This is a genomic window from Streptomyces sp. NPDC002564 (assembly GCF_042889645.1).
Lineage (GTDB): Bacteria > Actinomycetota > Actinomycetes > Streptomycetales > Streptomycetaceae > Streptomyces.
This window is the reverse complement of the sequence record NZ_JBIARE010000016.1, coordinates 1-24568: the sequence shown is the minus strand read 5'-3', so window position 1 is coordinate 24568 and position 24568 is coordinate 1. Positions and strand designations below refer to the sequence as shown.

Genomic DNA, 24568 nt, shown 5'->3' with positions numbered 1-24568 from the left:
GGCGGAGCCAGTCTAATGAAGGATTTCCTGCTGTCTAGCCTTTCAATACTTCAATCTCCCGCAGATGCACTACGGATTTCGCAGGCGGAAGGCTCCGCTCCACCATTCGTTTCAAGCCTCGCGTCCTCCGGGAGCTCACTTCCCAGCATGCGCTCGGCCGCCCCCCTGTGCAGCCGGGCGGCCGCCGGGTCGCCGAGCCGCTCCAGGGTGTCGGCGAGCCGCAGCTGCAGCGCGGCCTGCAGGCGCACGTCCTCGGCGTGCCGCGCCCATTCGACGGCCTCCTGGCAGGTGCGCAGCGACTCCTCGGGCCGCCCCGCGTACTCCTGCACCCGCGCCATCTCGCTCAACGCGCGCGCCTGGGCGGCCACATCGCCGTTCTTGCGGTGTCCGGTGACCGCCGAGCTCCAGTTGCGCAGCGCCTCGCCGTAGCGCCCCGCGTAGGTGTGCACCGCGCCGATCCGGCCGTACAGCCGGGCGGCGTCCGCCCGCTCGCCGCGCGCCAGCCGGTGGGCGAGCGCCCGGCCGAACCAGTCGGAGGCCCGCGACCAGTCCCCGAGCTCCTGGTGGGCACCACCTACGGATTCCATCGCGCGACCGGTGGCGTACGGGTCGTTCGCCGCCCGGCCCGCGTCCAGCGCCGCCCGGTAGCGGGCCAGCGCGTCCTGGGTGCGCCCGGTCCGCGCGTCGAGATCGGCGAGGTTCAGCAGCGCCGCGGCCTGCTCGCGCGGCAGGTTCCGCCGCTCGGCCACGTCGAGGACGAGCTGGTGGACGCCGTAGAGCACGGGCGCCGCGTCCTCGGTGCCGCGGTGCGCGACCAGGGCCCGGGTCAGGGCCGCCATCAGGCGCCGGGCCAGGGTGTCGAGCTCCCCGTCGGCCACCGCGAGGCGGGCGGCGGCCAGCAGGGCGGGCTGGCGGATCCGCAGCCACTCGGCGGCGGCCCGCGGGCTCGGGAAGCGCAGGGCGCGCGGCATCCCGGCGAGCTTCCTGCGGGCCGCGGAGCCGTCCGGCTCGGTGATCGCCCGGCACGACTGCAGCAGCCGCACGGTCCGCTCCAGCATCCGGGCCCTGGCCAGCTGGACCTCGGCGGGCCGGTCCTGGCTCTCGGTGCGGGCCCGCAGCAGCGGCACCAGGCAGCCCGGCACCTCGTACTGCGGCAGCGGCGAGTCCACGGCCCGCACGAGCCCGAGGCCGACGAAGTCGTCGAGCGTGGTCCGCGCGGCCGACACCGAGCAGCCCGCGAGCGCGGACGCGGTGTGCGGGTCGACGTGACCGGCCGGGGCGAGGGAGAGGAAGCGCAGTATCCGCGCGGCGGGCGCGGGCAGGGCCGCGTAGGTGTGCGTGAAGACCCGGGCGAGGGCCGAGCCCTCGTCGGGCAGGTCGTGCACCTGCTTGGCGAGGTCGGCGACGGCGGCCTTGGGCCGCACCGCGAGCCAGCCCCCGGCGAGCACGAGCGCCGCCGGGTGGGCCGCGCACGCCTCGACCAGGGACTCCGCCGAGCGCGGGTCGACGGTGATGCGCACCGGCCCCGCGGCACGGGCCAGGAGCTCGACGGCGGCCGGCTTGTCCAGGCCGCCGAGCGTGCACGGCCGCACGTCGGGGATGCCGGTGAGGGGGCCCTCGGCGACCGCGACGACCAGGCAGTCGGGTGTGTCGGGGAGCAGCGGGTCGACCTGTTCGGCGTCCGCCGCGTCGTCCAGGAGCAGCAGCGCCCTGCGGGTGGCGAGCGTGTCCCGCAGGAGCTGGGTGAGGTCGTCGTCGGCGGCGCCCGGGGGCGCGGGCACGGCCAGCGCGTCCAGGAGCTCGCGGGCGGTCCGCCCGGTGGGCACCCGGCTGCCGTCGGGCTCCGTGAGGCGGGCGCGCAGCACCCCGTCGGGGTAGCCGTCGGCGAGCTGGCGGGCCAGCTCCTCGGCGAGCGCGGTGCGCCCCGAGCCGGGGCGGCCCGCGACGAGCAGCACGCGCGCGCGGGGGGCCTTGCGGCCCGCGAGGGTGTCGAGCCCCGCCCGGTCGATGTCGGCGCGGAGCTCCTTCAATTCGCGGCGTCTGCCCACGAACTGAGCCCTTGTCGACTCCAAGGAGGCACTCGCGGGGGGCGGCACCGCGCCGCCCGCCGCCGCACCGTCCGTGTCGACCGCCTGATCCGTCACGGGCCACGCTCCCGTCCGCCTGCGCACGAACCCGCCGGAACTCCGGGCGGGACGCTTTCAGAGCCTAGTTCAGGCCCCGCCGCCTGCCCGGACACACCGCACGCACAAGTCGCCCGATCGGATCAGTAGATCGTCACACCGGAGCGCGTACGGCCCCGCTCAGGCCTCGAAGGGGCGGGCCGGCCAGGGCGCCTCGGCCGGGCGCAGCGCGTCGAGACCGGCGCCGTGCCGGGCCGCCTGCAGCGAGAGGGCGCCGACGACGAGGCAGTTGTTGTGCAGCTCGCCGCCGAGCACGCCCTGGACGAGCTCCGCCAGGGGCACCCGGGCCAGCTCCATGTCGGACTCCTCCTCGGAGACCTCGAAGCGCTCGCCGTCGGCCTCGGAGAGGTCACGGGCGAGGAAGACGCGCACGGCCTCGTCGCAGCCGCCGGGGGTGGTGTAGACGTCGGTGAGGACGCGCCAGTCCTCGGCCTTGACGTGCGCCTCTTCGTAGAGCTCGCGCTGGGCGGCGTGCAGCGGGTTCTCGCCGGGGATGTCGAGCAGGCCCGCGGGGATCTCCCAGAGCTTGTGGCGGACGGGGTGCCGGTACTGGCGGATGACCAGGACGCGGTCCTCGTCGTCGAGCGCGAGGACGGCCACCGAGCCGGGGTGGACCTGGTAGTCGCGGCGGACGACGGACCCGTCGGGCATCACCACGTCGTCGGTGCGCACGGAGGTCTTGTTCCCGACGAACGGGGTCTCCGTCGCCGTGACCTGCCACTCCTCGGCGGTGTCCTTGATCGTCATGTCGCCCTGTCCTCCCACACGTGCAAACAGAAACCGGGGCACGCGCCCCAAAAGGCGCGCACCCCGGCAACCGTATCGCCCTGGTGTTACTTGCCGGACTTCGCGCCCGCCGTGCGTGCGGCCTGCTGGCGCTCGACGGCGGCCTTCACCAGACCCGCGAAGAGCGGGTGCGGGCGGGTCGGCCGGGACCGCAGCTCCGGGTGCGCCTGGGTGGCGACCAGGTAGGGGTGGACCTCGCGGGGGTACTCGACGTACTCGACGAGCTTGCCGTCCGGGGAGGTGCCGGAGAACTGGATCCCGGCCTTCTTCTCCAGGTCGGCGCGGTAGGCGTTGTTCACCTCGTAGCGGTGGCGGTGGCGCTCCTCGACGTACTCCTTGCCCTCGTACACCTCGCGGGCGATGGAGCCCTCGGCGAGCTTGGCCGGGTACATGCCCAGGCGCATCGTGCCGCCCATGTCGCCCTCGCCGGCGACGATGTCGAGCTGCTCGGCCATGGTGGAGATGACCGGGTGGGCGGTGGCGGCGTCGAACTCGGTGGAGTTGGCGTCGGGGATGTCCGCGAGGTTGCGGGCGGCCTCGATGACGATGCACTGCAGGCCCAGGCAGATGCCGAGCAGCGGCACCTTGTTCTCGCGGGCGTACTGGATCGCGCCGACCTTGCCGGAGACGCCGCGGTCGCCGAAGCCGCCGGGGATCAGGATCGCGTCGCAGTCGGCGAGCTGCTTCTTGGCGCCCGCCGGGGTCTTGCAGTCGTCCGAGGTGACCCACTTGACCTTGACGCGGGCCTTGTTGGCGAAGCCGCCGGCGCGCATCGCCTCGGTGATCGAGAGGTAGGCGTCGGGCAGGTCGATGTACTTGCCGACCAGGGCGACGGTGACCTCGTGCAGCGGGTTGTGCACGCGGTCCAGCAGGTCGTCCCACTGGGTCCAGTCGACGTCGCGGAACGGCAGGTCGAGCTTGCGCACGACGTAGGCGTCCAGGCCCTCGGTGTGCAGCACCTTGGGGATGTCGTAGATCGACTTGGCGTCGATGGCGGCGACCACGGCGGCCTCGTCGACGTCGCACATCAGCGAGATCTTGCGCTTGATGGCGGTCGGCACCTCGCGGTCGGCGCGCAGCACGATGGCGTCCGGCTGGATGCCGATGTTGCGCAGGGCGGCGACGGAGTGCTGGGTCGGCTTGGTCTTCAGCTCGCCGGAGGGGCCGATGTAGGGCAGCAGCGAGATGTGCACGACGAAGACGTTGTCCCGGCCGACCTCGTGGCGGACCTGGCGGACCGTCTCCAGGAACGGCAGCGACTCGATGTCGCCGACCGTGCCGCCGACCTCGGTGATGACGACGTCCACGTCGTCGGTCGCCATGCGGCGGATGCGGTGCTTGATCTCGTTGGTGATGTGCGGGATGACCTGGACGGTGTCGCCGAGGTACTCGCCGCGCCGCTCCTTGGCGATCACCTGGGAGTAGACCTGGCCGGTGGTCACGTTCGCCGAGCCGTCGAGGTCGACGTCCAGGAAGCGCTCGTAGTGGCCGATGTCCAGGTCGGTCTCGGCGCCGTCGTTGGTGACGAACACCTCGCCGTGCTGGAACGGGTTCATCGTGCCCGGGTCGACGTTCAGGTACGGGTCGAGCTTCTGCATGGTGACGCGCAGGCCGCGCGCCTTGAGGAGCGCACCCAGGCTGGAGGCAGTCAGACCCTTGCCGAGGGAAGAGGCGACACCCCCGGTGACGAAGATGTGCTTGGTCGTCGTGGATTTGGGCTGCATGGCCAAAGGGGGGCTCCCGTGGTCGCGGTCTGGAGGGTGCGTTCCGGCGCCCTCACCAGGGATTCGGGGAGGTGCCGTCGCTGCGGTTCGGGGGTTCTATGACCACCGGCTCACGGGCTACCAGGGTATCAGCGACGCGGCGAGGGTGCTTCCGGCCACGCTCCGCCATCAGGCGCACACACCTCGCTCACGAGACCCGCACGCCGTCACTTTTGTCTTCCGCACCCGCTCTCACCAGGCGTTCACCCGTTCGGCGGAGCCTCGTTGCCGGGAGGGGCGCGCAGATCACTATGGTGCGTCGTATCCTGCTCGGACACTCGCTGCCGAGCCCCCTCCGGCACACGGCACCATCCCGCCTTGCACCCGGAACAAGCGCTCGTCAACGATCACTTGACCGCTGACCAGTAAGCGCCCCGCGGGGCGAACGTGGCCGTTCGACTGGAGATGCACGTGGCCGGGCGCATCGAGGACTACGCACTCATCGGAGACATGCAGACCGCTGCCCTGGTCTGCCGGGACGGCACAGTCGACTGGCTGTGCCTGCCCCGCTTCGACTCCCATGCCGTTTTCGCCGCCCTGTTGGGCACCGACGAACACGGCTTCTGGCGACTGGGGCCCGCGCACAGCCCGGAGGCCCAGCCCCCGGCTGCCACCCGCCGCACGTACCGCGGCGACTCGCTGGTGCTCGAATCGGAGTGGGACACCCCGCGCGGCACGGTCCGCGTGATCGATTTCATGCCGCCGCGCGACACCGACGCGCCGCAGCTGGTGCGGATCGTCGAGGGCGTCAGCGGACGCGTGCCGATGCGCTCCGCGCTGCGGATGCGCTTCAGCTACGGCCGTGTCGTGCCCTGGGTGCACAAGGTCGACGGGCGCACGGTGGCCGTCGCCGGGCCCGACTCGGTGTGGCTCGACACGACCGCCGAGACCTTCGGCAAGGACCTCACGACGTACTCGGACTTCACCGTGGCGCCGGGCGAGCGGATCGCGTTCACCATCTCGTGGCAGCCCTCGCACAAGGACCAGCCCGCCTACCCGGAGCCCGAGAACGCCCTGGTGGCGACGGAGGACTTCTGGCGGGAGTGGGTGGAGCACTGTACGTACCACGGGCCCTACCGCGAGGCGGTGATCCGCTCGCTGATCACGCTCAAGGCGCTCACCTACGCGCCGACCGGCGGGATCGTCGCCGCGCCGACCACCTCGCTGCCCGAGGACATCGGCGGCTCGCGCAACTGGGACTACCGCTTCACCTGGCTGCGCGACGCGGCGATCACCCTGTCCTCGCTGCTGCGCACCGGCTACCGCGAGGAGGCCCGCGCCTGGCGCGAGTGGCTGCTGCGGGCGGTGGCGGGCGACCCGGAGAACCTGCAGATCATGTACGGCATCGCGGGCGAGCGCGAGCTCGGCGAGCAGGAGCTGGACTGGCTGCCCGGATACGAGGGCTCGCAGCCGGTCCGGGCCGGCAACGGCGCCGCGCACCAGCTGCAGCTCGACGTGTACGGCGAGGTCACCGAGGCGCTGCACCTGGCGCACATGACGGGCCTGGCCCGCAACGACTACGCCTCGCTCCTCCAGCTCAAGCTGATCCGCTACCTGGAGGACCACTGGGACGAGCCGGACGAGGGCATCTGGGAGGTGCGCGGCCCGCGCCGCCACTTCGTGCACTCCAAGGTGATGGCCTGGGTCGCGGTGGACCGCACGATCAAGCTCATCGAGTCCGGCGAGGCGGACGGACCGCTGGAGAAGTGGCGCGAGCTGCGCGACGACATCCACCGGGACGTCTGCGAGAAGGGCTACGACAAGGAGCGGAACACCTTCACGCAGTCGTACGGCTCCAAGGAGCTGGACGCCTCGCTGCTGCTGATTCCGCAGATGGGCTTCCTGCCGCCGGACGACAAGCGCGTCATCGGCACGATCGAGGCGATCCAGCGGGAGCTCTCCACCCCGGACGGCTTCATCCTGCGCTATCCCACGACCGGCGACGACGCGGGCGTGGACGGCCTGGAGGGCGACGAGGGCGCGTTCCTCGCCTGCTCCTTCTGGATGGCCGACGACCTCGCGATGATCGGCCGGGTCGACGAGGCCCGCAAGCTCTTCGAGAAGCTGCTCGCGCTCCGCAACGACCTCGGCCTGCTCGCCGAGGAGTGGGACTCGCGGCTGCAGCGCCAGGTCGGCAACTTCCCGCAGGCGTTCAGCCACGTCCCGCTGATCGACACGGCACTGCGCCTGACGGCCTCGGGGGCGTACGGGGGCTAGCGCCCCGGCCGCGTCACGGTGGCCGGCACCCGCCCGCCACCGTGACGTACACCACACCCCCCGGGCGCCCGTCCACGCAAGTGACGTGCGGGAACGACCAGTTGCCGGGGCACCGGTCATGGTGACGGCGCCGTGATCAGCCGGAGATGTTCCCGGTACGCGCGCCCCGGTAGCGTCCGCGCCATGGACAGTCAGGGCACTCAGGGCGGCATCACCGTGCAGCGCGCGCTGGAACTCCCGGGGTTGCGCGGTGGGCTCCCCGAGGTCGTCGCGGGCGCGGAGCGGCTGCAGCGGACCGTGCGGTGGGTGCACGCGGGCGAGGTGCCCAACATGGCCTCGCTCCTCAAGGGCGGCGAGCTGCTGCTCACCACCGGCCTCGGCCTCGGCGCCCGCCCGGCCGACCAGCGGGCCTTCGTGCGCAAGCTCGCCGAGCGCGGTATCGCGGCCCTCGTCGTCGAGCTGGGACCGCGCTTCACCCGGCTGCCCGCGGCGCTCGTGGAGACCGCGCGGGCCGCCGGACTCCCGCTGGTGCAGCTGCACCGCGAGGTGCCCTTCGTGACGGTCACCGAAGAGGTGCACACCGAGATCGTCAACGGCCACTACGCGCTGCTCCAGCAGGCCGAGGAGGTCCACCGGCGCTGCACGGAGGCGCTGCTCGGCGGGGGCGGCATCCCGCAGGTCCTGGCGATCCTCGCCGAGCTCAGCGGCAACCCGGTCTTCCTGGAGACGGCCGACGGGCAGCTCCTGTACGCCGCGGGGGCGGGCACGGAGTGCGCGGACCCGCTCCAGGTGTGGGAGGGACTGCGGGGCCGCACCGTGGACCGGGAGGGCCCGCCCGCGGGCGCGGTCATCGTCGACGTGCCCGGCGGCGGCCCCGGCGGGGGTTCGGTGCGGGCCCGGCTCGTCCTGCTCGCCGTGGAATCCGCGCCGCTCCCGGTGCACCGCATCGCGGCCGAGCGGGCGGCGGGCAGCCTCGCGGTGGTGCTGATGCAGGCCCGCCAGGAGGAGGAGCTCGCCGCGCGCGGCCGCGGCGACTTCCTCACCGATCTCGCGGAGGGCCGGATCGCCGCCGAGGACGCCCCCGCGCAGGCCCGCGTCCTCGGCTTCCGCCCGGCCCCGGCGGGCGGCCCGCTGCTCCCGGTGGTGATGCGGATCGCGGACGGTCTGCCGACCGGGGGCGGCTGGGCGGTGCTCGCCCGCGCGGTCGCGGAGGAGCTGGCGTCGGTGGGGGTGCCGGCGCTGCTCGGCGTACGCCCCGTGGAAGGCCGGGTGCCGCTGCTGCTCGGGCTGCGCACGGAGTCCGAGCGGACGGCGGTCGCCGACCGGGTCGCCGCGGCGCTGCGGGCGGGCGTCGAGCGGGCCGGGATGCGGCGGCCCGGCGCCCAGCCGCCCGTCGTGGTGGTCGGGGTCGCGGGCGGCTGGGCGGCGGCCTCGGCGGGCCTGCGGCACGCGGCGGAGACGGCGACGGCGGCGCAGGGCCTGTCCGACCGGCCCTGGTACGACGCGCGGCGCCTCGACATCGACCTGCTGCTGTGGCGGCTGCACCGGCACGACGAGGACGGGGTGCTCGCGGCGTTCGTGGACCGCGCGATCGGCCCGCTGCGCGATCACGACCAGCGTGCGAAGCCGCCGCTGCTGCCCACGCTGCAGACGTATCTGGCGCACGCGGGACGCAAGGCGGAGACGGCCCGCGAGCTGCATCTGAACCGGCAGACCCTCTACAACCGGCTGGCCCGGATCAGCGAGCTGCTCGGCACCGACCTGGACGACCCGCAGACGGTCCTCGCGCTGAGCCTGGCGCTGCGGGCGCGCCGGCACGTCGCGTAGGCGTCAGGCGTACGGCAGGGGCTGGGTCAACTCGTCGTAGACGCTGAGGACCTGGGTGACCGTCTCGTCCTCGGTCGGCCAGGTCGCGGCCTGCGCCTGCCCCTTGTCCTTCAGGTGGGCCCGGCGGACCGGGTCGGCGAGGAGGCGGACGACGGCGGTGGCGAGCGCCTCGGCGTCGCCGTACGGGACGAGTTCGGCCGCGTCGCCGACCAGTTCGGGCACGCCGCCGGCGGCGGTCGCCACGAGCGGCACACGCGCGTGCAGGGCTTCCTGCGCGAGCACCGAGCGGGACTCCCGGCTGCTGGGCAGCACGGCGACGTCGGTGGCCGCGAGCAGGTCGGGGATGTCGTCGCGCCGCCCCACCAGGCGGGCCGGCAGCTGCTCGTCCTCGATCCGGCGCTGCAGGGCGGCCCGTTCGGGCCCCTCCCCCGCGACGACGAGGAGCGGCAGCGGGTCCAGGTGCCGCCACGCGCGGGTGGCGTCCAGGAGTACGTCGTATCCGCGGTGGCGTTCGAGGGCGCCGACGGCGAGGATCAACGGCCGGTCGACGGCGCCGAGTTCGGCACGGGCCTTGTGCAGGAGGCTGTCGGGCTCCTCGACGGTCTCCGGGCGGCGCGGGGCGGGCAGCGCGATCGCGGCGAGGCGGGCGTCGCGGGCGCCCCTGCGGCGGGCCCGGTCGACGAGGTCGGAGGAGGCGCCGAGCACCACCGACGCGGCCCGGGCGACGCGCCGCTCCAACAGCCGCAGCACGCTCGCGCGGGCGCCCTCCGCGTGCGGGCGGGTGTGCCAGGTGACGACGAGCGGCGTGGTGCGCCCGGTCAGGGCGACGGCGGCGCGCAGCGCGGCGTGCAGTCCGTGCGCGTGGACGAGGTCGGCGTCGGCGCACGCGGCGCGCAGGGCGGCCACGGAGGCGGGGTCGCCGCTGCGGGCCACGTGGACGTGGCGGGCGCCGGTCCCGGCGAAGTCGTAGACCCGGGCGGCCTCGTCGGGGGCGCACACGGTGACCCGCACGCCCCGGGCGGCGAGTCCCGCCGCCAGCGACCTGACGTGCGCGCTGCTGCCCGCGCTGCCGCCGCCGAGGACTTGAACGGTGTGCAGCGGCGTCTGTCCGTGCGGCGAGTGGCTGCTCACGTGGGTCACGCGGCCGGGGCTCCTGGGTCTGCGTCGGTCGGTGCTCGGACTGGTCTTCGGGCAGATGCTGCGCCAAGGATGCCAGTCCGCACGGGCGTTCCGGCACTGCCGAAAGGTCACTTCCGCAATTGGCCGGGCAACTCCACGGACGCAATCACCCACACGGGTGAGGCTTGCGAACTTTGTACGCGCAACACCCCCCCCACCCGCGCCCCGCCCGGGGGGGGACTCACAGACCACCCCCACCGCCCCGCACCCACGACGGACGCCCCACCGCCCCGCACCCGCCGAACCGGCCGGAGGGGACGTGGGGGTATGTGCGCACGGAGCACCGAGCAAACAATGGCGCCTTTGTTCGTGCAGCGGGGCGCAGGGATAGCGAGTACGCACATACCCCCGCGGCCCCGCCCCACGACGAGACCCGGGGCGCAGACACCCACCCAAGCCGGAGGCCAAGGCACAAGACCCACCCAAGCCGGAGGCCAAGGCACAAGACCCGCCCAAGGCCCAGGGGCCAGCTACCCGTTGGACCGAGCCGCCGCCAACAACTCCTCCGCATGCGCCCGAGCCGTCTCCGAATCCTCCTGCCCCGCCAGCATCCGCGACAGCTCCCGCACCCGGTCCTCCCCCTCCAGCACCTGCACCCCGGACCGCGTCACCATCCCGTCGTTCGTCTTCTCGACCAGCAGCTGACGGTCCGCGAACGCCGCCACCTGCGGAAGGTGCGTGACGACCACGACCTGCGCCGACTTGGCGAGCCGCGCAAGCCGCCGCCCGATCTCGACCGCCGCCTTGCCGCCGACGCCCGCGTCGACCTCGTCGAAGAGATACGTCGGCACCGGGTCGGTCCCCGCGAAGACGACCTCGACCGCGAGCATCACCCGCGACAGCTCACCGCCGGAGGCCCCCTTGGCGATGGGCCGGGCGGGCGCCCCCGGATGCGGGGCGAGGAGCAGCTCGACCTCGTCGACGCCCGAGGGCCCGTACGCGACCGTGCGGCCCCCGACCTCCACCCCGTCGGCCCCCTCCGGAACCTCCGTACAGCTGATGGCGATCGACACGCGCGCGTGCGGCATCGCCAGCGAGGCCAGCTCCTCGGTGACGGCCGCCGCGAACCGCGAGGCCGCCTCCTGCCGCGCGTCGGTCAGCGCCTGCGCGAGCCCCGCGAGTTCCGCGCGCAGCGCGTCCCGCTCGGCGGTCAGTTCGCCCAGCCGGTCGTCGTCGCCCTCGAGTTCGGTCAGGCGTGCCGCGCCCTCCTCGGCCCAGGCGAGCACGGCGTCGATGTCCTCGCCGTACTTCCGGGTGAGCTGGGTCAGCGCGGCCCGCCGCTCCTCGACCGCGGCGAGCCGCAGCGGATCGGCGTCCAGGTCGTCGGCGTACCCGGCGAGTTCCCCCGCCACGTCGCCCAGCAGGATCCCGATCTCACCGAGCCGGTCCGCGAGGGCGGCCAGGACGGGGTCGTGGGACCGTACGGCCTCCAGGGCCCGCGAGGCACCCGCGACGAGCGCCGTGGCGTCGATGCCCTCGGGGTCCTCGGGGTTCCCGGCGAGCCCGGCGTGCGCGGACGTCGCGGCGGAGGCGAGTGCCTCCGCGTGACCGAGCCGCTCCGCCTCGGCGGCGAGCTCCGTGTCCTCGCCCGCGCGCGGCTCGACGCCCCCGATCTCCTCGAGGCCGAAGCGCAGCAGATCCGCTTCCTGGGCCCGCTCGCGCGCCCGGGTGGTGATCTCCTCGACCTCGGTGGTGACGGCCCGCAGCCGGCGGTAGGCGGCCGTGTACTTGTCGAGCGGCACGGCGACCGCGTCGCCCGCGTACCGGTCGAGGGCACCGCGCTGCCTGGCCGGCTTGAGCAGGCCCTGCTGGTCGGTCTGGCCGTGCACCGCGACGAGGTCGTCGGCGAGTTCGGACAGCAGGCCCACCGGGACGGAGCGCCCGCCGAGGTGCGCCCGGGAACGCCCTTCCGCCGAGACGGTACGGCTGATGAGCAGCGCCCCGTCGTCGAGTTCGGCCCCCGCCTCCTCCGCGCGCACGATCGCCGAGGCGCCGGCGGGCACGGCGATGCGGCCCTCCACCACCGCCGACTTCGCCCCGATCCGCACCAGGGCGGGATCGGCGCGCCCGCCGAGCAGCAGGCCAAGGCTGGTGACCACCATCGTCTTGCCCGCGCCGGTCTCACCCGTCACGGCGGTGAACCCTGGCGACAGCTCGACGACCGCGTCGTCGATGACTCCAAGCGACCGTATCCGCATCTCCTCCAACACGCACCTGACCATACGAGGTTTCCCCGGTGCACCGCGACGTCACCCCTGCGTCGGCCCGCGAAGACGCAGGTTGGCGACCGGACAGAGACCCGACTGTCACTCTCCGAGGGGACCCGCGCCCTGCCCCGCCCCGGCCCCGGCCCCCACCTCGGCCCGAGCAGCGAACTCCGACCCCAGGTAGGGATATCCCCCGCAAGACCCACCGGCCCACCGCATGGCACACCCCGCCACCGCCCGAGGACCATGATCCACATGGCGACAGGACTGGCACTGGCAGCACTCCGGGCGCACCGCCCGGCGTTCGTGGGCACGGCGGTGGCCGCGCTCTTCGCGGCGACCGTGGTGAGCGCGTCGACGATGATGCTCGGGACGACGAGCACGCACCGCGCCGACATCCCCGGCGGGCTCTCCGCGCCGGCCCGCAGGCAGCTCGCGGAGAACGGCGTGGGCGACATGGCCGTGGTCCTCCTGATCGGCTCGGTCTACATGTCGATCTTCGTGGTCGTCTCGACGATGGGCACGGCCGTCGTCCAGCAGCACCGCGAGCTGGCGATGCTGCGTTCCATCGGTGCCAGGCCCCGCCAGATCCGCCGCGCGGTGGCCGTCCAGGCCCTCGCCGCGTCGGTCCCCGCGGCCCTCGCCGGCTTCGTGCTCGGCGGCTTCGGCGCCCGCTGGTGGCACGCCGGCATGGTCGACCACGGCCTGCTCCCCGCCGAGGCCTCCTTCCGCTTCAGCTGGCTCGCCCTGCCGGTCTGCGTCGGCGTGGCCGCGCTGACGACGACGCTCGCCGCCCTGCTCTCGTCCCTGCGCTTCTCGCTGCTGCGCCCGGCGCGGGCCCTCTCCGAGGCGGCGACGGGCCGCCGCGGCCTGGGCGTGCCGCGGGCGCCCCTGGGCGTCGTCGCGGTCGCCGGCGCCTGCGTGGTCTCCGTACTCCTGTCGAGGCAGCCCGCGCAGGAGGCGGCCGAGGGCGCGTTCCTCGTCCTCATCCTCTTCTGCGCGGGCGCCGGACTGCTGGGCCCGCGGATCATCGGCCCGGCGGCCTGGCTGGTCTCGGCGCTGATCGGCCGGTTCGGCCCGAGCGCCCGCCTGGCGATGCTCAACGTCCGTTCGCAGCCCCGCCGCTTCTCCGCCGCGGTCGTCCCCCTCGTCCTGGTCGTGGGGTTCGGCCTCACCAAGATCGGCATGCACACGTCCGCGCGGCACCACACGGGTTCGGCGGGCGGCAGGGGCGAGGTCTGGCTCGACTACGTGGGCACGGGGCTGTACGCGGGCTTCGCCGCCATCGCGGCGGCGAACACCCTGGCCATGATCTCCTTCGAGCGCCGCCGCGACGTCGCGCTGCTGCGGGTCGTGGGCAGCGGGCGCGCGCAGGTCGGGGCGATGGCGGCCTGGGAGGCCCTGGTCGTGGCCGGTACGGCGCTGCTGCTCGGCACGGCGATCGCGCTCGGCACGCTGGCGCCGATCCTGAGCACGGCCTTCGGTTCCGCGCTGCCGTATCTGCCGTGGCCCGTGCCGACCGGTGTCGTGGCGGGCACGCTGCTGCTCACCCTGCTGGCCACCGGCATCCCCGTGCGGGCGGTCCTGCGCAGGCGGGCGATCACCGTCATCGCGGCGACGTGACCCGTGCGGGCCGACAAGTCGACCCGCGCGGGCACACCACCCGATCCCGCACCCGGCTCCTCCGGCTCCCCGGGCTCCCTCGGAACGCCTTAGTGCGGCGCCCCCCGCCACCCCGAGACCGGCAGCGCGAACTTGGCGACAAGTCGATCCGTGAACGACGCGTGGTGCAGCCGCGCGAGCCGCACCGGCACCTCGCCCCTGCGCACCTCGACCCGCGCCCCCGAGGGCAGCTCCACGGTCCGCCGCCCGTCGCACCACAGCACGCCGTTCGGCGTGTGCGGCTGGACCTCGACGGCGAGCACCGTGTCCGGCGAGGTCACCAGCGGCTTGGCGAACAGGGCGTGCGCGCTGATCGGCACCATCAGCAGCGCCTCCACCTCCGGCCACACCACGGGCCCGCCGGCCGAGAAGGCGTACGCCGTCGAGCCGGTGGGGGTGGCGCACACGATGCCGTCGCAGCCGAAGCCGGTGACGGGCCGCCCGTCGATCTCCAGGACGACCTCGAGCATCCGCTCGGGCGACACCTTCTGCACGGCGGCCTCGTTCAGCGCCCAGTCGCGGTGCACGACGTCGCCGTTGCGGTGCACGACGACGTCGATCGTCATGCGCTCCTCGACCTCGTACGCCTTGGTGACCACCCGGTCGACGACCTTGTCGAGGTCGTCCCGCTCCGCCTCCGCGAGGAAGCCCACGCGCCCGAGGTTCACGCCGAGCATCGGCACTCCGGAGGCCCGTGCGAACTCGGCGCCGCGCAGCAGCGTGCCGTCACCGCCGAGGACGACGATCAGCTCGCAGTCGTCGATGCACTCGGCGGTGGCCTCCTTGACCGTCTCGACCTCGGAGGGCAGCGGCAGGTCCGCCGCCTCGGCCTGCAGGACCCGCACGCCGAGGCCGCTGCGCAGCAGCCCCTGCACGACGAGTTCGGCGCTGCGGATGGCCGCGGGCCGTCCGGTGTGCGCGAGCAGGAAGACGGTTCGAGCTCGGGTCTGGGTCACTCGGGTCTGGGTCAACGGGGCCCCTCCGCCACAGCACGGTCAACGTCCGCCGGGTCCAGCTCATCGGCCCCGGCGCGCAGCCACAGAAAGTACTCGACATTTCCGGACGGTCCAGGCAGCGGGCTCGCGGTCACGCCGCGCACGCCGAGGCCGAGGCCCCACGCCTGCCGTGCCACGTCCCGCACGGTCTCGGCCCGGAGCTCGGCGCTGCGCACCACACCGCCGCTGCCGAGGCGTTCCTTGCCGACCTCGAACTGCGGCTTGACCATCAGGACGAGGTCCGCGTCGGGCGCCGCGCACCGCGCCAGGGCGGGCAGCACCAGGCCGAGCGGGATGAAGGAGAGGTCGCCGACGACCAGGTCGACGGGGATGCCGTCGAGGGCGTCCGGCGTCAATTCACGTACGTTCGTACGGTCCTTCACGGTGACCCGGTCGTCGCTCTGCAGCGACCACGCGAGCTGGCCGTAGCCGACGTCGACGGCGACGACGTGCGCGGCGCCCGCGCGCAGCAGCACGTCCGTGAAGCCGCCGGTGGACGCGCCCGCGTCCAGCGCGCGCCGCCCCTCGACGCGCAGGCCCTGCGGCACGAAGGCGGCGAAGGCACCGGCGAGCTTGTGCCCGCCGCGCGAGACGTAGTCGGGGTCGGCGTCGTCCTGCGAGACCACGATCGCGGCGGCCGTCTCCACCTGCGTCGCCGCCTTGGTCGCGACGGTCTTGCCGACCGCGACCCGGCCTGCGGCGATCAGCTGGCTCGCGTGCTCGCGCGAGCGCGCGAGCTTCCTGCGGACGAGCTCGGCGTCGAGGCGGCGTCGTGCCACTCCTGCCACGTTCGGTTCAGCTCCTGTAGTCGGAAGAGGATGAAGGCGTCCCCACCGGAGTGGGGGCCGGCGGGCCGGGGCGCGCGTCGAGCGCGGTCAGCGCGTCGCGCAGGCCCCGGTGTACATCCTCGTACACCTCGATGTGTCCGTCCGTGGCGAGGTGGTCCGCATCGCCGAGCCGGGCGAGCCGCTCGTCCACGTCGGCGTTGCCGGTGGGCGTGCGCTCGACGCCCAGGGGCGCGGGGGCGGCGGGATCGTACGACGGCTCGTCCGGAGCCTGAGGCTCCGGCTCCACCGGCTCCCCCTGGTGCGCTGCGGGGCCCGCGTATGAGTCGCTCATGGCACGACGCTACCGCGAAGGCCTGGGGTACGGTCGATCACGATGGCGACCATGGCGGAGTGCCGTACGGCACTCGACAGACTCTCGGACAATCTCGCGTCGGCCGACGGCGACGTGCGGGGCGCGGCTGCCCTGAACCGCTCGCTGAGCTGCCGCATCACCGATCTCGACGTCACCTTCACCGGTCGGCTGGAGAACGGCCGGATCACGGTGCTCGACAGCCACCCGGGCCCGCCGCGCGAGAAGGCGGAGATCCGCCTGGCGATGGCCGGCGACGACCTGGTCTCGATGGTGGCCGGCGAGCTCAACTTCGCGAAGGCCTGGGCCTCGGGCCGGGTGAAGCTGGAAGCCGGTTTCCGGGACCTGCTGCGCCTGAAGTCACTCCTCTAGCGCCCCGCGCGCGCCGCCGGGATCACCAGCGGCGTCCTCGACTCCGGGTCGTCGATGATCCGGCACTGGATCCCGAAGGTCTGTTCCACCAGCTCCGCCGTGACGATCTCGGCGGGCGGGCCCTGGGCGACCACCGCGCCGTCGCGCAGGGCGATCAGGTGGGTGGCGTAGCGGGCGGCGTGGTTGAGGTCGTGCAGGACGGCGACCAGCGTGCGGCCCTGTTCCTCGTGGAGCTCGGCGCACAGGTCGAGGACGTCGAGCTGGTGCTGGATGTCGAGGAAGGTCGTCGGCTCGTCCAGGAGCAGCAGCGGGGTCTGCTGGGCGAGCGCCATGGCGATCCACACGCGCTGGCGCTGGCCGCCGGAGAGCTCGTCGACGTAGCGCTCGGCGAGCTCGCGCACTCCGGTGGACGCCATGGACTCGTCCACGATCCGCTCGTCCTCCGCCGACCACTGCCGCAGCAGGCCCTGGTGGGGGTAGCGGCCGCGGGCGACGAGGTCGCCGACCGTGATGCCGTCGGGTGCGACGGAGGACTGCGGGAGCAGGCCGAGGGTCTTGGCGACCTTCTTCGCCGGCAGGGACTGGATGACGTTCCCGTCGAGCAGCACCCGCCCCGCGGACGGCTTGAGCATCCGGGACAGGGCGCGCAGCAGCGTGGACTTGCCGCACGCGTTGGGTCCCACGATCACCGTGAAGGAGTTGTCGGGGATCTCGACGGACAGCTTCTCGGCGATGACGCGCTGGTCGTAGCCGAGAGTGACGTCGTCGGCGATGAGCCGGTTCACAGCAGCACGCTCCTGGTGAGGGGGTGGTACGAGTTCGTGGCGGCGCGCGAGGGGCGCCGCGCCCGGCGCGTCCCGGGCCTCATATGCGTCCCGCCTTGCGCTGGGTGACCAGCAGCCACAGCAGATAGACGCCGCCGAGCACACCGGTGACGACCCCGACGGGCAGCTGGTCCGCGCCGAAGGCCCGCTGCGAGGCCCAGTCGGCGACGATCAGGAGCGTGGCGCCCATGAACATCGCGGGCATCAGGTTGGGTCCCGGCGAGCGGGTCAGGCGGCGGGCCAGCTGCGGCGCGGTGAGCGCGACGAAGCTGACCGGGCCCGCGGCGGCGGTCGCGGCCGCGGTGAGCAGCACGGAGGCGATGAGCAGGACGAAGCGGGTGCGTTCGACGCGGATGCCGAGCGCGTTGGCGACGTCGTCGCCCATCTCCAGCATCCGCAGCGGCCGTCCGTGGACGAGGACGGTCGGGACGAGGACGGCGCAGAGCACGAGGAGCGGCCAGACCTGTTCCCAGTCGCGGCCGTTGAGCGAGCCGGTCATCCAGACCACGGAGCGGGCGGCGTCGACGAAGTCGGCCTTGGTGAGCAGGTAGCCGTTGATGGCGGTGAGGAACGCGGAGACGCCGATGCCGACCAGGACGAGCCGGTAGCCGTGCACCCCGCGCTTCCAGGCGAGCAGGTAGATGGCGATGCCGGTGACGAGGCCGCCGACCAGCGCGCCGCCCGCGACCTGGACCGCGCTGCCCTGGAAGACGACGATCATGATGAGCGCGCCGGCGGTCGAGCCCTGGCCGAGGCCGAGCACGTCCGGGCTGCCCAGCGGGTTGCGGGCGATGGACTGGAAGAGCGCGCCGCCGAGCCCGAGAGCCGCGCCGACCAGGAGGCCGACCAGGACACGGGGCAGCCGCAGGTCGTTGACGATGAACTCCTGCCCGGCGTCGCCGTTGCCGAGCAGGGTGCGGATGACGTCGGCGGCGGGGATCTCGAAGTCGCCGGTGCCGATGAGGACGACGCTCGCGGTGATCGCGGCGAGCACGAGCACGGTGACGACCACGGCCGTGCGCGGGTCGATCCTGACGGAGAGGCCGCCCCGGGTGCGTATCGCCTTCACAGCTGGGCCAACTTCCGACGACGTACGAGAAAGACGAAGACGGGCGCGCCGATGACGGCGGTGACGATGCCCACCTGGAGTTCGGCGGGCCGTGCGACGAGCCGTCCGACGACGTCCGCGCCGAGCAGCAGGACGGGCGAGAGGACGGCCGCGTACGGCAGGATCCAGCGCAGGTCGGGTCCGGTGAAGGAGCGCACGATGTGCGGCACCATCAGGCCGACGAACACGATGGGTCCGCAGGCGGCGGTCGCGGCCCCGCACAGCAGGGTCGCCGCGGCCATGGACAGGGCCCGGGTGCGTGTCAGGTGGGCGCCGAGGGCGCGGGCGGTGTCGTCGCCCATGGCCATGGCGTTGAGCGGCCGGGCCAGGGTGAGGGCGAGGACCGTGCCGACCGCGAGGAAGGGCAGCACCTGCTGGATGGTGTCCATGCTGGCGGAGGCCAGCGAGCCGACGGTCCAGAAGCGCATCTTGTTGAGCGCGGCGTTGTCCATGATCATGACGGCCTGCAGATAGCCGTAGAGCGCCGCGCTGATCGCGGTGCCGGCGAGCGCGAGCCGTACGGGGGTCGCGCCGCGCGCGCCGCCGAGGATGTACAGCAGGACGCCGACGGCCATGGCGCCGACGAAGGCGAACCACACGTAGCCGCTCAGCGACGTGACGCCGAAGAAGCTGATCGCGGTGACGACGGCCGACGAGGCGCCGAGGTTGATGCCGAGCAGTCCGGGATCGGCCAGCGGATTGCGGGTGAGCGCCTGGAGGACGGCGCCGGAGAGGCCGAGGGCGACCCCGGCGAGGACCCCGAGCAGGCTGCGCGCCAGCCGCTCACCGACCACGACGTCCGTGTACGAGCCGGTGTCCTGAAACAGCCCGTGCCAGACCTGACCCATGGACATCGATTTCGCACCGACGGCGATGCTCACCAGGAAGACGAGCAGCAGGACGGCCAGCGAGACGAGCAACCCCATGCCGCGCAGCACGCGCCGTCTGGGGGGCCCGTGGGCTGCTTGCGCGCGGGCATCGGGGGGACTGTCGACCAACACCAGGTTAGGTTAGCCTACCCTCGCACTCGGTTTCGACGGGGGAAGCGGCCTCCGCGCAGGTGCCCCCGCGCCGCCTCTCGCCTGCCCGCATGACCACGGCGTACGCGTCACGGGCCGCACCGTCGACCTCGACGCGCCACCCGACCGGAAGCACAAGAGCATTTTCGGCCCACAACAGGCTCCCGATCAAATGACCGCCCCGTATGGGCGCCGGGGGACGACCACGGACCAGCTCATCGACAGCGGCGAGAGCGCCTGACCCCGCCCCACCGCCCCACCCGTCACGGCCTCACAGGTCGAGGCGGGACAGCGCCTTGTCCGCGTCCAGCTCGCACACGCCGTCCCCGGCGTCCGTCCAGGCCGCCGCGCACAGCGCCCGCAGCCCGTCCGTCGCGGCACCGTCACCGTCGAGCACCAGCGCACCGCCACGCACCGCGGCGGTCCACCCGCCGCAGCCGAACCCGCCGTCCACCGGGGTGACGTCAGGCTGCCCGGCGAGCATCCCGCGCAGGTCCGCGTCCACATACGTCGGCCGGTGCTCGGGCCGCGCGGCCAGCAACTGCGCGGCGTCCGTGACCCCGGTCAGCACGAGCAGCGAGTCCACCTCGCCGTTGAACGCGCCCTCGATGTCCGTGTCCAGCCGGTCGCCGACCACCAACGGGCGCTTCGCGCCGGTCCGCAGGATCGTCTCCCGGTGCATCGGCGGCAGCGGCTTGCCCGCCACCGTCGGCTCGGCGCCCGTCGCGATCCGGACGACCTCCACGGCCGCGCCGTTGCCCGGCGCGATGCCCCGCGCGCTCGGGATCGTCAGGTCGGTGTTCGACGCGAACCACGGCACCCCGCGCGCGATGGCGTAGCAGGCCTCGGCGAAGCGCCCCCACGCCATGTCCGGGCCGCCGTACCCCTGCACGACCGCCACCGGCTCGTCGTCGGCCGACTCCACCGGTTCGAGCCCCCGCTCGCGCAGCGCGACCCGCAGCCCCTCGCCGCCGATCACCAGGACCCGCGCCCCCTGCGGCACCTGCTCGCTCACCAGCCGCGCCGCGGCCTGCGCCGAGGTGATGACGTCCGAGCCCTCGGTCGCGATCCCCAGCTCCGTCAGGTGCTCCGCCACCGCGTCCGGCGTGCGCAGGGCGTTGTTCGTGACGTACGCGAGGTGCATGCCGCCCTCCCGCGCGGTCCCCAGCGACTCCACCGCGTGCGCGATGGCCCGGCCGCCCGCGTACACCACCCCGTCCAGGTCGAGCAGGGCGGTGTCGTAGACCTCACTCAGCGCCCGTCCACTGCCGTCCGGCCGCGTCCTGACGCTCCGGCCTGCACTGCCGCTCGCGGTCTGGCTCATTACGCATCGCTCCTCGCTCGATCCCACTCCCCCGATCATCGCTTATGCCACGGACACACATACGATGCCCTAATGAACACAGCGGGTCACAGCGACGACGGCGGCCTCGACCTGATCCCGTTCCGGGGCGTGCGCTACGTCCCCGAGCGGGTCGGCAGTCTGGCCGCGGTGACCTCTCCCCCGTACGACGTGGTCGTCCGGCCGGACGGCCTGCTGCACCTGGAGTCGGCGGACCCGCACAACATCGTCCGGCTGATCCTCCCGCAGGCCACCACCCCGGCCGCCCGCAACCAGCAGGCCGCGGACACCCTGCACAGCTGGCTCGCCGAGGGCATCCTCGCCCCCGACCACCAGGCCAGTCTGTACGTCTACGAGCAGCAGGACAGCGACATCCTGCAGCGCGGTGTCATCGGCGCGCTGCGCCTTTCGGAGGCGGCGGACGGGATCGTCCTGCCCCACGAGGGCGTCATGCCGCACGTCGTCGAGGACCGCGCGGCCCTCATGCGGGCGACGTCAGCCAACCTGGAGCCGCTGCTCCTGACCTACCGCAGCGACGACGACGGCGAGGACGCCCCGCAGGGCGCGATGGCCGTCATCGAACGTACCGCGCGGCGCGAGCCGCTCCTCTCGACGACCACGGAGGACGGCTTCCACCACCGGCTGTGGGCCGTCACGGACCCCGCGGAGATCGCCGAGATCCGCACGGACCTCGCCCACCACCAGGCCCTGATCGCCGACGGCCACCACCGCTGGGCGACCAATCTGCGCCTGCGCGCCGAGCATCCTTCGCCGAGCGCCTGGGACTACGGTCTGGTCCTCCTCGTGGACACCGCCCGCTATCCCCTGCGGGTACGCGCCATCCACCGTTACCTCCACCGGCTGCCGGTCGCCGACGCCCTCGCGGCCCTCGGCGACTCCTTCCGCATACGCACGGTCGAGGGCCCGCTCGACCACGCCCTGGAGGCGCTGGCGCAGGCCGCGTCGAAGGACAACGCGTTCATCCTGGCCGGTGACGGCGCCTTCCACCTCGTCGACCACCCGGCTGCGGAACTCCTGGCCCGTACGGTCCCGGCGGACCGCCCGGAGGCCTGGCGCACCCTCGACGCGACGGTCCTGCACGCCACGCTCCTCGACCACGTGTGGCAGATCCCCGACACCCCGGACCACATCGCGTACATCCACGACACCGAGGCGACGGTCGAGAAGGCGGAGCGGGACGGCGGCACGGCGGTCCTGATGCACCCGGTCCGGGAGGAAGTGGTCCGCGACCTGGCCCGTCAGGGCGTCACGATGCCCCGCAAGTCGACGTCCTTCGGCCCGAAGCCGGCCACCGGCCTGGTCCTGCGGGACCTCGCGGTCTGAGCCGGGGGCGCGATCCCCGCTGAACGACAAAAGGGCGGGTTCCCCAACTGGGGAACCCGCCCTTTTCGTACAGGAGATCAGTCCTTGTCGGGACCGCCCGCGTCGGGACGGCTCTCGTCGAGATCGTCGTCCTTCTCGGCGTCGGAGACGTCGGCGAGGTCGGCGTCGTCCTCGGCGGCCGGCTCCACAACGGCGTCCGCGGCCTCCGCCGGTCCGGCGCTCTCCCCGGCCTCGTCCTCGACCAGGGCGTCGACGAACTCGACGCCGTCCAGCTCGGCGAGCCGGTCCGAGGCGTCGGTGCTGCCGTCCTTGTCGGACTCGATCACCTTCGCGAACCACTCCCGCGCCTCGTCCTCGCGCCCGGCCGCCAGCAGCGCGTCGGCGTACGCGTAGCGCAGCCGCGCGGTCCAGGGCTGCACGGAGTTCGAGGCCAGCTCGGAGCTCTGCAGGGTGACGATGGCGGCGTCGATCTGGTCCATGTCGCGCCGGGCCCCGGCGGCGACGAGGCGCATCTCGACCTGCCCCGCCTTGTCGAGCTTCTGCACCTCGGGGGCGCCGGCCATCTCCAGGGCCTTCTCGGGCCGGCCGAGACCGCGCTCGCAGTCCGCCATGACGGGCCACAGCTCGACGCTGCCGGTCATCCGCCGGGCGGCACGGAACTCGGCGAGCGCCTCGCTGTACTTCTGGTTCGCGTACGCGGCGAAGCCGGCGGCCTCACGCACGGCGGCGACCCTGGAGGCCAGCCGCAGCGCGATCCGCGAGTACGCGTACGCCTGCTCGGGGTCCTCGTCGATGAGCTTGGCGACCATCACCAAGTTCCTGGCGACGTCCTCCGCGAGCCCCTTGGGAAGGCTCTGCAGCTCCTGCTGCACGTCCTTGTCGATCTCGTGGCCCGTGACGTCATCCGGGATCGGCAGCCGCTTGATCGGCTCGCGGTCGCGGTCGTCGCGCCGGTCGTCCCTGCGGTCGTCGCGCCCGCGGAAGCCACCGGGGCGCCCGCCGCGGTCGTCCCGGCGCGGCCCACCGCGGCCGCGGTCGTCCCGGCCCCGGTCGTCACGGCCGCGGTACCCGCCGCCGCCACGGTCGCCGTCACGGCGGTCGTCCCTGCGGTCGTCCCGCCGGAAGGCCGGGCGGTCGCCGTCACGACGGTCGTCCCTGCGGTCGTCGCGCCGGTCGTCACGTCCCTGGTAGCCACCACCGCGGTTGTCGTCGCGGCGGAAGCCGCCACGGTCACCACCGCGGTCGTCACGCCGGTCGTCACGACGGAAGGCGGGCCGGTCACCGTCACGGCGGAAGCCACCGCCGCCACGGTTGTCATCACGGCGGTCGTCCCTGCGGTCGTCACGACGGTCGTCCCGCCGGAAGGCCGGGCGGTCGCCGCCACCGCGGTTGTCGTCACGACGGAACCCGCCACGGTCGCCACCGCGGTCATCACGCCCACGGAAGCCGCCACCGCTGCCACCACGGTTGTCGTCACGGCGGAAGCCGCCACGGTCACCACCGCGATCGTCACGCCGGTCATCACGCCGATCGTCACGACGGAAGGGCGGACGATCACCGTCACGACGGTCGTCCCGCCGGAAGGCCGGGCGGTCGCCGCCACCGCGGTTGTCGTCGCGGCGGAACCCGCCACGGTCGCCACCGCGGTCATCACGCCCACGGAAGCCACCACCGCTGCCACCACGGTTGTCATCGCGGCGGAACCCGCCACGGTCACCACCGCGGTCGTCACGACGGTCATCACGCCGATCGTCACGACGGAAGGGCGGACGGTCACCGTCACGACGGTCATCCCGCCGGAAGGCCGGCCGGTCGCCGCCACCACGGTTGTCGTCACGACGGAACCCGCCACGGTCACCACCGCGATCGTCACGACGCGGGCCGCTGGGCCGGTCGTCACGACGGAACGGGGGACGCCCGCCGCGGTCCCGGTCGCCCTCGCGCCGGTCGTCCCGACGGTCGTCGCGACCCCGGTAGCCGCCGCCACCGCCGCTGCCACCGCGGTTGTCGTCGCGGCGGAAGCCGCCACGGTCACCGCGGTCGTTGCGGTCGCCACGGTCGTTGTCGCGTCGGGGAGCCCCGCGATATCCGCCCCGGTCACCACCGTCCCGGCGGCGCTGGTCGCGCTCCGGTCGCTCGTCGGGAGAGTTGGGGGACATCGGTGACTCCTAGTCTTCGGTACCGCAGTCATTCTCGCGCAGCCGGCAGAGCGGCGCGCTTCGACAAAAAACAAAAGGACCCTTGGTCCCAGCGTGGACGCTGGGACCAAGGGTCCTCCAAAAATTGTTCGGCGGCGTCCTACTCTCCCACAGGGTCCCCCCTGCAGTACCATCGGCGCTTTGAGGCTTAGCTTCCGGGTTCGGAATGTAACCGGGCGTTTCCCTCACGCTATGACCACCGAAACCCTATGAAATATCCGAACGAAATCGTCGGATCTCAAACAGGGCAGCGAACAAGCACACTCTTCAATTAAATAGTGACGCTGTTCAGCCGACACAACTGTTCGTTGTTTCAGAACCAACACAGTGGACGCGAGCAACTGAGGACAAGCCCTCGGCCTATTAGTACCAGTCACCTCCACCCGTTACCGGGCTTCCAGATCT

At 73.3% G+C, this 24568-nt stretch carries 19 protein-coding genes and 1 rRNA gene; 6 read left to right on the top strand and 14 right to left on the bottom strand.

The window, feature by feature from the left end; translation table 11 throughout:
- Positions 1–50: 50 nt before the first annotated feature.
- The 3 genes from ACFYXE_RS35160 to ACFYXE_RS35150 form a co-directional block, all read right to left on the bottom strand.
- Complete coding sequence (locus ACFYXE_RS35160; RefSeq protein ID WP_389319646.1) at positions 51–2144, bottom strand: tetratricopeptide repeat protein; 2094 nt, start codon at positions 2142–2144, stop codon at positions 51–53.
- 159 nt (positions 2145–2303) lie between these two features.
- Complete coding sequence (locus ACFYXE_RS35155; protein WP_361174842.1) at positions 2304–2930, bottom strand: NUDIX hydrolase; 627 nt, start codon at positions 2928–2930, stop codon at positions 2304–2306.
- Positions 2931–3016: 86 nt separating this feature from the next.
- Entirely contained in the window at positions 3017–4693 is a 1677-nt protein-coding gene (locus ACFYXE_RS35150; RefSeq protein ID WP_361174845.1) for a CTP synthase, read from the bottom strand.
- Positions 4694–5137: 444 nt separating this feature from the next.
- On the opposite strand from ACFYXE_RS35150, the gene ACFYXE_RS35145 reads away from it, so the two are divergent.
- Positions 5138–6949, top strand: a complete 1812-nt coding sequence (locus tag ACFYXE_RS35145; RefSeq protein ID WP_389319886.1) for a glycoside hydrolase family 15 protein — start codon at positions 5138–5140, stop codon at positions 6947–6949.
- 183 nt (positions 6950–7132) lie between these two features.
- Complete coding sequence (locus tag ACFYXE_RS35140) at positions 7133–8776, top strand: PucR family transcriptional regulator (protein ID WP_389319644.1); 1644 nt, start codon at positions 7133–7135, stop codon at positions 8774–8776.
- 3 nt (positions 8777–8779) lie between these two features.
- Here ACFYXE_RS35140 and ACFYXE_RS35135 read toward each other — a convergent pair whose 3' ends face one another.
- Complete coding sequence (locus tag ACFYXE_RS35135; RefSeq protein WP_389319642.1) at positions 8780–9916, bottom strand: glycosyltransferase family 4 protein; 1137 nt, start codon at positions 9914–9916, stop codon at positions 8780–8782.
- A gap of 509 nt (positions 9917–10425) precedes the next feature.
- The gene (gene recN, locus ACFYXE_RS35130) at positions 10426–12177 is read right to left on the bottom strand and encodes a DNA repair protein RecN (RefSeq protein WP_361174854.1); all 1752 of its coding nucleotides are present in this window, start codon (positions 12175–12177) and stop codon (positions 10426–10428) included.
- Between the two features lie 240 nt (positions 12178–12417).
- Between recN and ACFYXE_RS35125 the strand changes: the two genes are divergently transcribed.
- The gene (locus ACFYXE_RS35125; RefSeq protein ID WP_389319639.1) at positions 12418–13785 is read left to right on the top strand and encodes an FtsX-like permease family protein; all 1368 of its coding nucleotides are present in this window, start codon (positions 12418–12420) and stop codon (positions 13783–13785) included.
- Positions 13786–13874: 89 nt separating this feature from the next.
- Here ACFYXE_RS35125 and ACFYXE_RS35120 read toward each other — a convergent pair whose 3' ends face one another.
- The 3 genes from ACFYXE_RS35120 to ACFYXE_RS35110 are packed head-to-tail and all read right to left on the bottom strand — an operon-like array spanning position 13875 to position 15938.
- Positions 13875–14780, bottom strand: a complete 906-nt coding sequence (locus ACFYXE_RS35120; RefSeq protein ID WP_361174859.1) for an NAD kinase — start codon at positions 14778–14780, stop codon at positions 13875–13877.
- Between the two features lie 11 nt (positions 14781–14791).
- Positions 14792–15607 (bottom strand): TlyA family RNA methyltransferase, encoded by an 816-nt coding sequence (locus tag ACFYXE_RS35115; protein ID WP_361174862.1) that lies wholly within the window; start codon positions 15605–15607, stop codon positions 14792–14794.
- A gap of 7 nt (positions 15608–15614) precedes the next feature.
- Positions 15615–15938, bottom strand: coding sequence for a hypothetical protein (locus ACFYXE_RS35110; protein ID WP_361174865.1), 324 nt, complete (start codon positions 15936–15938; stop codon positions 15615–15617).
- A gap of 42 nt (positions 15939–15980) precedes the next feature.
- Here ACFYXE_RS35110 and ACFYXE_RS35105 point away from each other — a divergent pair, with 42 nt between their 5' ends.
- Positions 15981–16328, top strand: a complete 348-nt coding sequence (locus ACFYXE_RS35105; protein WP_361174868.1) for an alkyl sulfatase C-terminal domain-containing protein — start codon at positions 15981–15983, stop codon at positions 16326–16328.
- Here the strand turns inward: ACFYXE_RS35105 and ACFYXE_RS35100 are convergent.
- The 4 genes from ACFYXE_RS35100 to ACFYXE_RS35085 form a co-directional block, all read right to left on the bottom strand.
- Positions 16325–17113, bottom strand: coding sequence for an ABC transporter ATP-binding protein (locus ACFYXE_RS35100; RefSeq protein ID WP_389319636.1), 789 nt, complete (start codon positions 17111–17113; stop codon positions 16325–16327). The two genes, ACFYXE_RS35105 and ACFYXE_RS35100, sit on opposite strands and share 4 nt — an antisense overlap.
- A 79-nt stretch (positions 17114–17192) precedes the next feature.
- Complete coding sequence (locus ACFYXE_RS35095) at positions 17193–18221, bottom strand: FecCD family ABC transporter permease (protein WP_389319634.1); 1029 nt, start codon at positions 18219–18221, stop codon at positions 17193–17195.
- Positions 18218–19261 (bottom strand): FecCD family ABC transporter permease, encoded by a 1044-nt coding sequence (locus ACFYXE_RS35090; protein ID WP_389319632.1) that lies wholly within the window; start codon positions 19259–19261, stop codon positions 18218–18220. Before ACFYXE_RS35090 ends, ACFYXE_RS35095 begins: the two co-directional genes overlap by 4 nt.
- A 289-nt stretch (positions 19262–19550) precedes the next feature.
- On the bottom strand, positions 19551–20603 hold the full coding sequence (locus tag ACFYXE_RS35085) for an HAD hydrolase-like protein (RefSeq protein WP_389319630.1): 1053 nt from the start codon (positions 20601–20603) through the stop codon (positions 19551–19553).
- 72 nt (positions 20604–20675) lie between these two features.
- Here ACFYXE_RS35085 and ACFYXE_RS35080 point away from each other — a divergent pair, with 72 nt between their 5' ends.
- On the top strand, positions 20676–21965 hold the full coding sequence (locus ACFYXE_RS35080; RefSeq protein ID WP_389319628.1) for a DUF1015 family protein: 1290 nt from the start codon (positions 20676–20678) through the stop codon (positions 21963–21965).
- Positions 21966–22042: 77 nt separating this feature from the next.
- Here ACFYXE_RS35080 and ACFYXE_RS35075 read toward each other — a convergent pair whose 3' ends face one another.
- Positions 22043–22837, bottom strand: coding sequence for a tetratricopeptide repeat protein (locus ACFYXE_RS35075; protein ID WP_361174895.1), 795 nt, complete (start codon positions 22835–22837; stop codon positions 22043–22045).
- Between the two features lie 15 nt (positions 22838–22852).
- On the opposite strand from ACFYXE_RS35075, the gene ACFYXE_RS35070 reads away from it, so the two are divergent.
- Positions 22853–24130: a hypothetical protein gene (locus ACFYXE_RS35070; RefSeq protein WP_389319626.1), complete on the top strand. Its 1278-nt coding sequence runs from the start codon at positions 22853–22855 to the stop codon at positions 24128–24130.
- A 120-nt stretch (positions 24131–24250) separates the two neighbouring features.
- Here the strand turns inward: ACFYXE_RS35070 and rrf are convergent.
- Positions 24251–24367, bottom strand: a 5S ribosomal RNA gene (rrf, locus tag ACFYXE_RS35065).
- Between the last annotated feature and the right edge of the window lie 201 nt (positions 24368–24568).

Excerpts from the sequence above, each read along its gene's own strand:
- ACFYXE_RS35140 (WP_389319644.1), top strand. The coding sequence starts at position 7,133 with ATGGACAGTCAGGGCACTCAGGGCGGCATCACCGTGCAGCGCGCGCTG.
- ACFYXE_RS35145 (WP_389319886.1), top strand. The coding sequence starts at position 5,138 with ATGCACGTGGCCGGGCGCATCGAGGACTACGCACTCATCGGAGACATG.
- ACFYXE_RS35105 (WP_361174868.1), top strand. The coding sequence starts at position 15,981 with ATGGCGACCATGGCGGAGTGCCGTACGGCACTCGACAGACTCTCGGAC.
- recN (WP_361174854.1), bottom strand. The coding sequence starts at position 12,177 with ATGGTCAGGTGCGTGTTGGAGGAGATGCGGATACGGTCGCTTGGAGTC.
- ACFYXE_RS35085 (WP_389319630.1), bottom strand. The coding sequence starts at position 20,603 with ATGAGCCAGACCGCGAGCGGCAGTGCAGGCCGGAGCGTCAGGACGCGG.
- ACFYXE_RS35150 (WP_361174845.1), bottom strand. The coding sequence starts at position 4,693 with ATGCAGCCCAAATCCACGACGACCAAGCACATCTTCGTCACCGGGGGT.
- ACFYXE_RS35110 (WP_361174865.1), bottom strand. The coding sequence starts at position 15,938 with ATGAGCGACTCATACGCGGGCCCCGCAGCGCACCAGGGGGAGCCGGTG.
- ACFYXE_RS35125 (WP_389319639.1), top strand. The coding sequence starts at position 12,418 with ATGGCGACAGGACTGGCACTGGCAGCACTCCGGGCGCACCGCCCGGCG.
- ACFYXE_RS35080 (WP_389319628.1), top strand. The coding sequence starts at position 20,676 with ATGAACACAGCGGGTCACAGCGACGACGGCGGCCTCGACCTGATCCCG.
- ACFYXE_RS35155 (WP_361174842.1), bottom strand. The coding sequence starts at position 2,930 with ATGACGATCAAGGACACCGCCGAGGAGTGGCAGGTCACGGCGACGGAG.